Source organism: Streptomyces sp. 2-1 (genome assembly GCF_048564895.1).
Classification (GTDB): domain Bacteria; phylum Actinomycetota; class Actinomycetes; order Streptomycetales; family Streptomycetaceae; genus Streptomyces; species Streptomyces phaeochromogenes.
The window spans coordinates 6465304-6477989 of the sequence record NZ_CP183383.1; the positions used below are offsets into that span (position 1 = coordinate 6465304).

General features: G+C 70.1%; 10 protein-coding genes. 3 read left to right on the forward strand and 7 right to left on the reverse strand.

Translation table 11 applies throughout. From position 1 onward, the window contains the following. Nucleotides 1–323: 323 nt before the first annotated feature. From ACN20J_RS28695 to ACN20J_RS28705, 3 genes are all read right to left on the reverse strand, one after another. Nucleotides 324–524, reverse strand: a complete 201-nt coding sequence (locus tag ACN20J_RS28695) for a DUF397 domain-containing protein (RefSeq protein ID WP_055615876.1) — start codon at nucleotides 522–524, stop codon at nucleotides 324–326. Nucleotides 525–834: 310 nt separating this feature from the next. After that, nucleotides 835–1704, reverse strand: coding sequence for a helix-turn-helix domain-containing protein (locus ACN20J_RS28700; RefSeq protein ID WP_055615875.1), 870 nt, complete (start codon nucleotides 1702–1704; stop codon nucleotides 835–837). A gap of 524 nt (nucleotides 1705–2228) precedes the next feature. Beyond that, nucleotides 2229–2984, reverse strand: coding sequence for a GOLPH3/VPS74 family protein (locus ACN20J_RS28705; RefSeq protein WP_055615874.1), 756 nt, complete (start codon nucleotides 2982–2984; stop codon nucleotides 2229–2231). Between the two features lie 226 nt (nucleotides 2985–3210). On the opposite strand from ACN20J_RS28705, the gene ACN20J_RS28710 reads away from it, so the two are divergent. Together ACN20J_RS28710 and ACN20J_RS28715 are read left to right on the forward strand one after the other, a co-directional pair. Next, entirely contained in the window at nucleotides 3211–6102 is a 2892-nt protein-coding gene (locus tag ACN20J_RS28710; protein ID WP_419667124.1) for a D-alanyl-D-alanine carboxypeptidase, read from the forward strand. 215 nt (nucleotides 6103–6317) lie between these two features. Next, on the forward strand, nucleotides 6318–8303 hold the full coding sequence (locus ACN20J_RS28715; protein ID WP_419667125.1) for an MFS transporter: 1986 nt from the start codon (nucleotides 6318–6320) through the stop codon (nucleotides 8301–8303). Nucleotides 8304–8484: 181 nt separating this feature from the next. On the opposite strand, the gene ACN20J_RS28720 is transcribed toward ACN20J_RS28715, so the two are convergent. From ACN20J_RS28720 to ACN20J_RS28730, 3 genes are all read right to left on the reverse strand, one after another. Further along, complete coding sequence (locus tag ACN20J_RS28720; RefSeq protein WP_419668976.1) at nucleotides 8485–9366, reverse strand: MerR family transcriptional regulator; 882 nt, start codon at nucleotides 9364–9366, stop codon at nucleotides 8485–8487. Nucleotides 9367–9476: 110 nt separating this feature from the next. Beyond that, a complete protein-coding gene (locus ACN20J_RS28725) occupies nucleotides 9477–9971 on the reverse strand; it encodes a glutathione peroxidase (protein WP_200396529.1) in 495 nt (164 codons plus the stop codon). A 9-nt stretch (nucleotides 9972–9980) separates the two neighbouring features. Next, on the reverse strand, nucleotides 9981–10988 hold the full coding sequence (locus ACN20J_RS28730; RefSeq protein WP_419667126.1) for an ArsR/SmtB family transcription factor: 1008 nt from the start codon (nucleotides 10986–10988) through the stop codon (nucleotides 9981–9983). 156 nt (nucleotides 10989–11144) lie between these two features. Between ACN20J_RS28730 and ACN20J_RS28735 the strand changes: the two genes are divergently transcribed. Beyond that, on the forward strand, nucleotides 11145–12329 hold the full coding sequence (locus ACN20J_RS28735; RefSeq protein ID WP_419668977.1) for an MFS transporter: 1185 nt from the start codon (nucleotides 11145–11147) through the stop codon (nucleotides 12327–12329). Here ACN20J_RS28735 and ACN20J_RS28740 read toward each other — a convergent pair. Beyond that, the gene (locus tag ACN20J_RS28740; protein ID WP_190229066.1) at nucleotides 12307–12672 is read right to left on the reverse strand and encodes a PH domain-containing protein; all 366 of its coding nucleotides are present in this window, start codon (nucleotides 12670–12672) and stop codon (nucleotides 12307–12309) included. The two genes, ACN20J_RS28735 and ACN20J_RS28740, sit on opposite strands and share 23 nt — an antisense overlap. Nucleotides 12673–12686 lie beyond the last annotated feature (14 nt).

Below are 12686 nucleotides of genomic sequence, written 5' to 3' on the forward strand. Positions count from 1 at the left end.
TCCTACAGATCCCGATCCGATCCCGTGCCGATTCCGTCGGTACGGCCGACAGTCCAGCACTGTAATCGAACGGGAACGGTCGGTTGAAGGTCGGAGCGGTTTGCGAACAGTGTGAGAGCTGATCACATTTGGAGGTCTTGAAAGACGGGAAGTCCGGAAAAGGACCGAGCCCCCTCGGCCAGGACGGCGGGCCGGACGAGAGGGCTCTTTCGTGGTGCTTGTGCAGTTGTTGATGCGGTTGTGCGGAGCAGTTGTTGATCCACTGCTTGTCGGTGCTCTTGCTGCGTTGGTGCTCGTGCTGCGCGAGGCATCCGGTGGTGGGGTCAGACGGTGCCCCGGCTCACCTCTGCCACGAAGGCGTTCCACGAGCCGGCCGCGAAGGCCAGCGTCGGGCCCTCGTGGACCTTGGAGTCGCGGACGGCCAGCGCCGTCAGGACGGGGGACTTGACCTCGACGCACGCGCCGTTGCCCTGGGAGTACGAGGACTTCGTCCACGTATCCGTGGCGCCTTGCTTGATTGCCATTTTCGCTCCGGTAGCCAGTTGCTGAGTTGCTGTCACCGCACTGCGGGTTCGTTCCGGAACCCACGGTTCGGATTGCGCCAAGGTTGTTGCTTCTTGGCGTGATCGACGCTACTCGCCAACATCGGCGTACGAAGCGACTATTCACCCGTCTGGGTGGCATATACCAGCGGAGTCTTCCGTCGAGATACCACGAGGGTGTATTCTCCGGCGCCCTCTCGCCGGGGGTGGTGGAATTCGGCCCAACACCGCCTCGCGCGCCGCCCGGTGACACCCTGTCCCACCGGTGCCACCCTGCCTCTCGGGCCCTGACTCAGGACACCGCCTCGGTGGCGTAGTCCTTGGCGACGTCCGCGATGAACTCCCGGGACTGGTCCGCGTTCAGGGCCTGCGCCCGCAGATGCTCGTACATGACGCTGTACTTCTGGACGTCGTTCGCCTTCTCCAGATACAGGTCGCTGGTGACGCCCTCGATGTAGACCACGCTGGAGTCGGCCGCGTCCGGGAACTCCAGGATCGCGTACTGCCCGCTGACCCCGGGATGGGCGCCCATGGTGAACGGGATGACCTGCACCGTCACATGCGGCACGTGGGACATCTCGACGAGATGCTCCAACTGCTCGATCATCACCTGCTTGTTGCCGACGGTCCGGCGCAGCGCGGCCTCGTCGAGCACGGCCCACAGCCGCAGCGGGTTCTCCAGGTCGGAGATACGTTCCTGTCGTCGCAGCCGTACCTGTACGCGCTTCTCGATGTCGCCGGGAGCCGCCTCCGGGAGCGCGCCCTGGATCAGGGACTCCGCGTACGGACGGGTCTGCAGCAGGCCCGGGACGACCAGCGGGTCGTACACGCGCAGGCTCGCCGCGTCCGTCTCCAGACCGATGTAGACGCTGTACGGGATGTCGCCGAAGGAGTGCCACCAGCCCTGCTGGCGCGAGTCCTTGGCCATCTGCATCAGCGAATCGACGATCCGGACGTCCTCGACCTCGTACACCCCGCACAGATCACGGACGTCGCGCTGGCTGATGCTGCGCCGCCCGTTCTCCAGGCGGCTGATCTTCGACTGCGAGACAAGCAGCCGCTCGGCCACTTCTTCTGCCGTCATGCCCTTGAGCTCGCGGAGCCGGCGCAGCTCCTGGCCCAACCGGCGCCGCCTGACGGTGGGATTGACATTGGACGCCACGGGACGTGCACCTCCGGCTGCGTACTGTCTGTACTTTGCGTATCTGCTGTTGAGCAGATTGCCACCAAGGTGCTTGCTACCGCTGGGAAACAGCGGATATGCCGTGCGTACGCGCCACTTGTCGCCACCTCACGCCACCTTGCGTGGAAGAGTGGTGAGAAGTGTGATGAGACGCGCGGTTGTACGTGGAGATACGGGACGTTGCGATACGTGCGACTTGGTGGCACAAGGGATGACATAGGGACAAGACGTAGGGACGAGACACAGGCGCGACATGCGGACGCGCGGGGCGGCGGGCCGTGTCGTCGTCCGGACGTACGGCCCACCGCCCCGCGCGGCCCAGCGGCTCCCGGACCGGGTCTTGGGGACGTCGGTGCGGCGCTGACGTGCGTGACGCGCGATACGGGCCGCGTGCTGCACGGTGGGTGCTGCGGTTGTCGGATCCTGCTGGTCCTGCTGGTCCTGCGAGTCCTACTGGTCCTGCTGTGCTGCGGTCGTGCCGGCGGGTGCCGTGGGACTGCGGCTCAGTGAGCCACGGCACGCGCCATCGAACCGCGGCGCGGTTGCATCGGGACGCCCCTGGCGGGCTCCGGTGCGGGCCTGGCTCCGGGGGCGGCCTGACGGCCGGCCGGTGCCGGGCTGCGGCGTGGCTGTGCCGCCACACCGTTCTGGACGTCCATCACGGCGTGCGCCACGAGACCGCCCATGGGGTCGTGCCTGATCAGGTCCCGGAGGCGGGAGCGAGACGAACGCCCTTCGTTCCCCGGGTAGAGGTGCTTGCCCAGGCCGACGGCGTGCGCCAGCGCGGCCAGCGCGGCGGTCCGCGGGTCCGGCGGTACGCCGGTGCGGATCGCGCTGTCCAGCCGGGCCCTGATCTCCCGGCTGATCTCCGTGTCCGTCGCCTGATAGCGAGTCGTCGGAAGCACCCCGCACATCTGTCCCGCCACGGCATGCACCATGCCGCACCGCTCCAGATGCGAGAGATAGGTCTGGCGCAGCCCCAGTCGGGGTCCGCCGATCCAGTTCACAGCGCGTACTGGAGCACCCCGCCTGCGGAGTAGTTCCAGCGCACAGTCCAAGGTCGGATCTCCGGTCGGCCGTGGTGCCACCACGGCGATACGATCCCCGTCTGGGGCTATCCGTCCGGCCAGCGCCAGCTCCACTAGCTGCGCTCCGGCCAGACCTAGGTCGAGCGACTGCGGCTGTGCGGTGGTACCCGTGGTCGGGTCCAGCGCCAGCAGCAGAAGCTCCTCCGGAAGTGTTCTGCGGCTCCTGCCCATCCATGCCTCCCCGCGTGGATGAATGACAGGGTGACCCCTCTCACATTGGTCTGTCGAGAGTGCGTGACCGGAATGTAGTGGAACCGATAGGTATGTCGTTCTCGTCTACCACGGGGGTTAAGCCCGCACACAGGACACTGGTACATGGTTCGGACACGGGATGTCCGGGCGTGTGTGCACTGCTTGGCGGGTTCATGGTTCGGTTGGCCGCACGGAGTTGTGGCACATGGAGGAGGCACCGGTGGCGGGCGAGTCCCCCGACAGGTCGAAGCAGCACGAGTCGTCGGCAGAACCGACGTCGGGGAGCAAGGCTCCGGTTCCGGATCCGCGGCTGGCCGTCGCCAGGGAGGCCGTGACGGCGGCTGCCCGGGTGGACACGGCCACGGCGGTGTTCTCGACGAAGCGCGCCGCGGGTTCTTCGGGGTCCGCGGGTTCCGCGGGGTCGGACGGCTCGGAGGGGTCCGCCGCCGGGAGTTCCCAGGGGAGTGACGGTTCTGCGGACCGGGAGTCCGCCGGGAAGGGCCCCGCCAAGGGCACCGAGGGCGGTGACGCGCGTCTGCGGGACGTGGTGGCCGCGTGGGTCGCGACCGCGGACGACGAGGCGCCTGAGGGCGCCTCTGACGCCGATGACATCGATGGCTCCGATGACGCTGAAGGTTCCGGTGCCGCGGAGGGGTCCGACGGTCCGGAATCGGACACGTTGGGTTCGGCCGGTTCTGCCGGGTCGGCCGGTTCTGCCGGGTCGGCCGGTTCGGCCGGGGGTGACGCGGAGGTTCCGGACGGAGCCGAGGGTGCCGCTGGCGAGTCCGGGGCCGACGAGGACGCCGAGTCGGAGGGTGCCGCTGCTGCGGAGGCCCCGGCTGCGGAAGACGCCTCCGGCGAGACCGACGGTGACGACGCGGGGCCCGTTGGTGGCGCCGACGCCGATGCCGAGAGCGAGTCGCAGAGCGAGGCGACCGACGAGGCGAAGGACCAGCCGGAGGACGAGCCGAAGGCTGACGCCGACGCGAAGGCGGACGCGGCGCCCGAGACGGTTGGGTCCGACGAGTCCGACGGTGACGGTTCCCGCGACGGTGACGCGGGCGCGAAGGCTGACGTCGTGTCCGAGGCCGACGCTGCCTCCGGTGCGGACGAACCCGCGGACGAGGTCCCCGCTGAGGCCAAGGCCGACGCCGCGAAGACCGACGCCGTGCCTGAGACCGGCGCTGCTTCCGATGGGGACGAACCCGCTGACGAAGCTCCCGCCGAGGCCAAGGCCGATGCTGCGAAGGCAGACGCCGTGCCCGCCGCCGAGGCCGACGCCGACGCTGACGTGAAGACCGATGCCGAGCCCGACGCGGACTCCGGCTCCGGCTCCGACGACGACCCCAAGCCCCCCGTCGACCAGCCCACCGCCATCTTCAAGATGCCGAAGCGTGCCGTGGATCAGCCCACCACCATGCTCAAGCTGGGCGGCGCCAAGCCGGGTGCCGAGGCCGAAGAGAAGCCCAGGACCGAAGCCGCTTCCGAAGCCGATTCGGGGACGGACAAGGGCACGGCGACCGACCCCGGCAAGGGTGCCGAGCCGGACAAGGGCGCCGACCATGCCGCCGAAGGCAAGCCCGCTCCGGCCTGGGCCGCCAAGCCCTCCGAGTCCTCCGCGCCTTCCGCGTCGCCCTCCGCCGAGCCGGAGGCAGAGCGCACCAGCAAATTCGTAGCTCTCAAGCCGCTCGACGAGCCCGCGCCGCCGAAGGCGCGGCCCCTCGCGCCGCCGGCGGTTCCGCCCGCCGCCGAGACGGCCGCCATCCCGCAGGTCGGCCCCGAGCGGACGACCCAGCAACCCCTGCCGCCGAAGCCCCCGTTGGACCTGCTGGCGGAGCTGACGAACACGCCGGCGCCCCGGCAGACCCCGGTGCGGACGATCGTGCGGCGGGTCAAGATCTGGACGCCGCTGGTGCTGCTGCTGGCCGTGGTGTTTGCAGTCGTACAGGCCGTACGCCCGCTGCCCACCCCCACGCTCGCGCTGACGGCCGACGAGTCGTACGCCTTCGAGGGGAACAAGGTCTCCCTCCCGTGGCCCGGCGAGGGCCAGGGCTGGATGGACGTGAACGGCATCGGCACGGTCGACAAGTTCGGCGAGCAGAAGCCGGTCGCCATCGGCTCGGTCGCCAAGGCCATGACGGCGTACGTGATCCTCAAGGAGCACCCGCTGAAGCCCGGCGAGGACGGCGCGAAGATCCCCGTCGACGCGAAGGCGGAGACGGAGGGCGGCTACGACGCGCAGGGCGAGTCGACGCTCAACACCGTCAAGGAGGGCGACACCCTCACCGAGAAGGACGCCATCGCGGCCATCATGATCCCCTCCGCGAACAACATCGCGAGGCTGCTGGCCCGTTGGGACTCGAACGGTTCGGAGGAGGCGTTCGTCAAGAAGATGAACGACGCCGCCAAGGACCTCGGGATGACCAACACGACGTACACCGACCCCTCGGGCCTCAAGGAGACCACCGTCTCCAGCGCCGAGGACCAGGTGAAGCTCGGCAACGAACTGGTGCGGATGCAGGCGCTGGTGGACATCACCAAGCTGCCGACCTGGGTGGACCCGTCCGGCAAGAAGTGGGACAACTACAACCGCCTCGTGCCGTACAACAACGCCATCGGCATCAAGACCGGCTCCACCACCAAGGCCGGCGGCAACCTGCTCTTCGCCGCCACCCAGGAGGTCGGCGGCGAGAACGTCATCGTCGTCGGCGCGGTCCTCGGCCAGCACAAGCCGCCGATCATCGACACGGTCAACGCGGTCAGCAAGGAGGCGATGATCGCCGCCCAGGAGGCGCTGACCTCGCGGAAGATCCTGAAGAAGGGCGACGTCGTGGGGTACGTGGACGACGGGCTCGGCGGTCACACGCCGGTCGTCGCCACGAAGGACGTCTCCGCGGTGGGCTGGGCCGGACAGACCGTCAAGCTGAAGCTGGGCGAGGACGGCACGACCATCCCGAACGAGGCCAAGGCGGGAACCAAGGTCGGCTCCCTGAGCGTCGGTGACGGCACGAGCGGCAACGCCGTCGAGGTGCCGGTCGCGCTCAAGTCGGACCTCGTCGAACCGGGCTACGGGTCCAAGCTCACCCGCGTGAGCTGACGGACATACGAGCGTAGGGGCGTACGGACGTACGCAACCGCGGCGGCTTGGGGGCGTAATGCTCCCAAGCCATGCCGAAACGGCCGCACCCCGCCGACGGAGTACCGCCCCGGCGCTCCGGGCCGGGGTGCGTGCTAGCGTCGCGAGAAGGGCAAGGTCGCCCGCCGCGGGGCCCGGCCGAGCAGTGAAACAACGGGACACGGGAGTGCCTTCACGTGGCGACAGCGGAGCCGACGCACGCCGACGACGCCGAGCCGGGCCAAGAAGCCGGCCAGCGAATACGCCTGCGTACGCGGAACGTTGAACGCCCCGAACCGGACGAAGCCCGAGACGCCTCTGACGTCTCTGACGTCTCTGAGGCCCCCGGGTCCGCCGAACTCCCCGACGCCTCCGACTCCGGGGACGGCGAGGACGGCGAGGACAGTGGGCGTCGCGCGGACCCCGACGGCGTTCACGAGACCACTCGCCTCCACCGCTTCCTGCGGCACCCCGCGACCCTCGCCACCGCCCTCGCCGGCATCCTGCACGTCATCTGGTTCTTCACGTTCGCGAACAGTGGGGGCGACCTCGCGGCGCAGGACGCGTGGGCCGAGTTCGTCGGGCGGAACCCGGGGTCGGCGTACAACCTGGCCTGGTACGGCGGGATGCACCCGGTCTCGTACAGCGTGGTGTCGCCGTATCTGATGGCCGTGCTCGGCGTGCGTACGACGCTGATGATCGCGGGGACGATCTCCGCCGGGCTGCTCACGCTGATCCTGATGCGCACCAGGGCCGTACGGAACCCGGTGTGGCCGTCGCTCGCCGGAGTGTTCGCGCTGGTGTGCAACGCGGTCTCGGGACGGGTGACCTTCGGCCTCGGCATGGTCTTCGCGCTCGGTGCGACCGCCGTCGTCTTCTGCTGGCCGTACCGCTGGCGCTACAAACGCTGGGCCAAGGCACTGTGCGCCGCGCCCCTCGCCGCGCTCGCGACCGCCGCGTCACCCGTCGCCGGGCTCTTCGTGGGCTTCGTCGCGGTGGCGCTCTTCCTGCAGAAGCGCCGCCCGGGCGCGTACGCGCTGGGCCTCGCGCCCGCCGCCGTCGTGGGCGTCTCCGCCTGGCTGTTCCCCTTCTCCGGTACGCAGCCGATGCTGTTCGCCTCGGTCCTGCTGCCCTTCTCGTACTCGGTGTTCGTCTTCCTCCTCGTCCCCAAGGAGTGGAAGACGGTCCGGATCACGGCGGCGGTGTACGGCCTCTCCGTCCTCCTCGTCTGGCTGATCAGCTCGCAGATCGGCTCCAACATCAGCCGCCTGCCCATGCTCCTGGCGGGCGTCGTGCTGATCGCCGCGCTGCCCTTCACCGTGCCGCGCTCACGCAAGTGGTACGCGATCGTCGTGACCTTCGTCGGCATGAACGCCTGGATCGGCTTCAAGGCCGTCGACGACATAGTGCATACGACGCCCGCGGCCTCCTGGGCCCGCGAACTGGCCCCGCTCGTCAACCAGCTCCAGGTCGCCGGTGCCGAGAAGGGCCGCGTCGAGGTCGTACCGGCCCGCTCCCACCGGGAGGCGTCCGCCCTCGCCCCGTACGTCAACCTCGCCCGCGGCTGGAATCGGCAGGCGGACATGGAGCGCAATCCCCTCTTCTACGACGACACCCTCAACTCCGCGAACTACCACGAGTGGCTGCGGCGCTGGGCCGTCCACTTCGTCGTCGTCCCCAAGGGCGAGCCCGACGGTGACGGCGGTGAGCGGGAGCGGGAGCTCGTGCAGCGCGGGATGCCGTATCTGAAGCAGGTCTGGGGCGACGCCAACTGGCAGCTCTTCCAGGTCACCGACCCCACCCCGATGGCCGACCCGCCCGCCGTCGTCGACCGGGCCGAGCAGGGTGAGCTGACGATCGAGGTGAAGCGGGCGGGGCGGGTGCTCATCCGGATCCCGTACTCGCCGTGGCTCGGGCTCGTCGATGCGGAGGGCAAGAGCGTGAAGCCGCCTCGGGAGACCGAGGAGTCGAAGCGGCTGCGGGAGGATGACGACGAGGTGCCGAAGACGTACGAGAACGTCAACGGGTGTCTGATGGAGACGGAGGAGGACGTCAACGGGGACAAGTGGACTGAGCTTCTCGCTCCGCGGGCCGGTACGTATCGGTTGGCTGCGCCTTATCAGTTGCCCCGGGGGACGGGGTGTCCTGAGGAGATGCGGGAGGCTGTGCGGGGGGCCGGGTGATGCTTGCGCGGGGGTTTGTTGTCGGGTGCGGGTCGGTCGGGTGCTGGTTGCGCAGTTCCCCGCGCCCCTAAAAGCGAAAAGCCTGCGCCGTTCCCCGCGCCCCAAAAAAAGACAAAAGACCGCGCCGTTCCCCGCGCCCCTGAAAGACAAAAGACCAAGGACTACGCCGTTCCCCGCGCCCCTAGAACGGGAACGCCACGTCGCATACCTCGTCCTCTGGGCCCGCCTCGTCCCAGTCTGTGAAGTAGATCTCTCGGCAGGGGCCCGCGTAGGGGAGGCCCTCTTTGGTTAGCCAGGCTTCTACTGCCTCGTAGGCCGCGTGGATTTGGGGGTTCGCCACCTGGGCCTTCGTTATGCGGGTGTAGGCGAGGCGGTGGGCGGGTTCTGGGCGGGCTGTGGTGTTCCAGGCGCGGGCGTGTTTTGTGGCCCAGGTGTGGGCGGCCTCCGGGTCGGCTATGGGGACGCAGGACTCGACGGGGCCGTCGCTCTCCTGGGAGACCTCGGAGTGGTAGACGACGAAGGGCGGGCCTGTCGTGCCGCCGCACTCCTTCGCGGCCGCCTCCAGCCGGCCCAGTGATGCCGGGATCCAGACGGGCAGCTCCTCCACGAGGGTGTGCCGCTTCTCGGTGATGACCCACTGCTCCGGTACGTCCACGGTGTGGACCTCGAATGTCGCGTACAACTCGGAACTCCTTCCGGAAAGGCGTCCACGGAGGTAGTGCGCGAGTGTCCGCTGCCCGGCGAGGCGCGCCTCGACGTCCGCCCAGTAGGCGGTCACGAGGTCCGCGGCAGCCTGCCCGTCGGTCTCCTGCCGCTCCACGACCTCGGCGATCCGGGCGAGCGGCATGTCGAGGCCGCGCAGCAGGAAGACCAGGCGGGCGCGTTCGACCTGGGCGGCGCGGTAGTAGCGGTAGCCGGTCGTGTCGTCGACGTGCGCGGGGCGCAGCAGGCCCAGCCGGTCGTACAGCCGCAGCGCCTTCGGCGAGAGCCGCGCACGGGCGGCGAACGCGCCGATCGTGAGCAGGCCCTCGGCCGGGGGCGACGCGTCGGTCGTGTCGGTCACGGGTTCCACGGGCCCATCCTCCGTCACCGGGCGACTGCCGCCCGGCGGGGAGGACGGTGCTCCTTGCCCCAGGGTCAAGGTCAACCGGTGAACCGGTGGGAGCCGCCGCGTCAGGCGACGAGCGCCTCCACGGCCGCGACGACCTCGGCCGACTCCGGCTCGGTCTGCGGGGAGAAGCGGGCGACCACCGTGCCGTCCCGGCCGATCAGGAACTTCTCGAAGTTCCAGCGGATGTCGCCGCTGTGCCCCTCGCCGTCCGCGAAACCGGTGAGCCGCTCGTACAGCGCGTGCCGCCCGTCGCCGTTCACGTCGACCTTCTCGGTCATCGGGAAGGTCACGCCGTACGTCGCCGAGCAGAACTCCGCGATCTCCTCGGACGTGCCGGGCTCCTGGCCCATGAACTGGTTGCAGGGCACGCCGAGCACGGTGAAGCCCTGGGCCGCGTACCGCTCCTGCAGTCGCTCCAGGCCCCCGTACTGGGGGGTGAGCCCGCACTTGGAGGCCACGTTGACGATGAGCACGGCCTGGCCCTTGTACTGGCCGAGGTCCGCGGAACCGCCCTGCAGGGCATCGATGTCGACGTCGAGAACTGAGTCAGTAGTCATAAACGGATGCTAACTCCGGTCCGAAGGGGCACGGGCGGCGCCCCGGTCCCCCTGGGCCGCGACGAGCACCTCGCCCGCGGGGGTCCGGTAGTAGAGGACCGACCGCCCGGAGCGCCGCCGCTCCACGAGCCGGGCGTCGAGCAGGACCTTCAGGTGGCGGCCGACCGAGCCGAGCCCCTGGCCGGTGACGGCCACCACCTGGCTCGTACTCATCGGGGAGTCGAGCAGGACGAGGACACCCGCCCGCGCCGGCCCCAGCAGCCGGCTGAGGCTCTCGGGGGCGCCCGCGGCCGTCGGCCCGGTGTCCGCGAGCGCGCCTGAGCACGGGTACACGACCGCGTACCGGTCGGGCTCCTCCCACGACACCCAGCCCTGCCGCTGCGGTGTCACGGGTACGAAGAGGAGCTCGGCGCCGGAGATCTCGCGGGGCGGGTACTCGTGGAGGTTGATCTGCAGCCGGTTCTCGCCGAGCCAGCGCATGCCCGGCCGCATCGCGTCGAGGGCCGCCGCCCAGCCGCCCTGGCTCAACTGGGCGGTGCGGGCGACGACATCGGCTTCGAGCACGCGACGGCGACGGGGCCAGTAGGGGCGTACGGCCTCGGTCCACACGTGGGTGAGCAGGTCGGCGGCGCGGTCGGGGAGGTCGTCGCGGTCCTGGAGGATGCGGGGGAGCGGGCCGCGCAGGGCCATGGAGAGGTGGGCGCGGGCGGCCTCGGGGGAGGTGCCGCGTACGCGGGCGACCTCGGTGTCGAAGTCCTCCTCGCCGCGCGGGGTGGGCGTGAGGAAGTCGGCGATCCACTCGGGGCCGAGCCCCGCCCGGACGAGGGCGGCGGTGACGGGATCGGCGGCCAGCCGCCGGTCGTGGTCCGGCAGGTGCGCCTCCAGCCAGGTCCGCTCGCCCGGGTGCGTGGCCGTTCCCGCCCGCAGCGCCTTCAGACAGGCGAACGTCTCGGCGAGCGGCGAGAGCACGAACCGGCTGCCCGCGAGGGTGTCGGCGTTGACCTGCCACCAGCCCATGTCGACGGCCTCCCCGGCATCTGTCCCGTTGTCCGGTGCGCTGTCAGTTTCGCTGTCTGGTTCGCCGTCTTCCGTCGTCGGCTCGGCCGTCTGTTTCGCGCAGGCGCGAAACTCTACCTACTGCTTCGGCGCCGGTCCGAGACTCCGGGCATGCCCATGACGTCGTACCGGTCCCTCTTCCGCACCCCGGAGTTCACCCCTCTCTTTCTGGCCTCCTCGGCGCAGGTGGCCGCCCAGACGATGAGCGGGCTCGCGCTCGGCACGCTGGTCTACCGGGCCACGGACTCGCCGCTGCTGTCGGCGCTGAGCATGTTCGGCCCGTCACTGGCCCAGGTGCTGGGCGCGACCACGCTCCTGTCGGCGGCCGACCGGCTGCCGCCCCGAGCCACGCTGACGGGCACCGCGCTGGCGTTCGCGGCGGGTACGGCGGCACTGGCCGCCCCGCCGCCCCTGTGGGGGATCTTCGCCCTGATCCTCGTACTGGGCCTGGTGGCGTCCCTGGGCGGCGGGGTCCGCTGGGGCCTGCTGAACGAGATCCTGCGCGAGGACGGCTACATCCTCGGCCGCTCGGTCTTCAACATGGCGAACGGGATCACCCAGGTCGTGGGGTTCGCGACGGGCGGCGTACTCATCGCGTTCCTGTCCCCGCGCGGCACGCTCCTCACGGCGGCTGTCCTGTACGCGACGGCCGCCGCGGTGTCCCGCTTCGCCCTGACCGCCCGCCCGCCGAGAGCCACGGGCCGCCCGTCGGTGCGCGAGACCCGGCGCACGAACGCGGCCCTGCTCGCCTCGCGCCCCCGCCGTCACCTGTTCCTGGCCCTGTGGATCCCCAACGGCCTGATCGTCGGCTGCGAGTCCCTCTATGTCTCGTACGCCCCCGACCACGCGGGTCTGCTCTTCGCCTGTGCGGCCCTGGGCATGCTGGCCGGGGACGTGGCGGTGGCCCGGTTCGTGCCGCCGCGCCTGCGCCCGCGACTGGGAGTGCCGCTGCTTCTGCTGCTGGCGGCCCCGTACGTCTTCTTCGTCCTGCGCCCGGGGCCGATCCTGGCGGCGGCCCTCGCCACCCTGGCCTCGGCCGGGTTCGCGGCGAGCCTTCTGCAGCAGGAGCGCCTCATGGCCGTGACCCCGCCCGAACTGTCCGGCCACGCACTGGGGTTGCACTCGTCCGGGATGCTGACGATGCAGGGGGTGGGAGCGGCCCTGGCGGGCGCGACGGCCCAACTGACGTCACCGGGCACGGCGATGACGGTGATCGCGCTGGTGTCGATCGCCGTGACGGTGAGCCTGGCACCGGGGCTGCGCCCCGCACCCCGCGCGGCTAGCGCGCCACGAACTGCGTGAGGATCGCCTGCACTTCGTAGATGTCCACGCCCTTGGTGAAGGTCTTCTCGATCGGCGCCGGGGTGCCGGAGATCCAGATCTTCAGCTCGGCGTCGAGGTCGAAGTGGCCCGCGGTCTCGACGGAGAAGTGGGTGATGCTGCGGTAGGGGACGGAGTGGTACTCCGTCTTCTTGCCGGTGATGCCCTGCTTGTCGACCAGGATGAGACGGCGGTCGGTGAAGAGGATGGTGTCGCGTATCAGCAGGTACGCCGCGTACACCTGCTCGTCCTGCCCGAGCAGCCGCGCGTAGTCGTGCCGGGCCTTCGCCGGATCGATGGTGTGCGCGTTTCCGAACAGCGCCATGGTGTGCCCCCGTT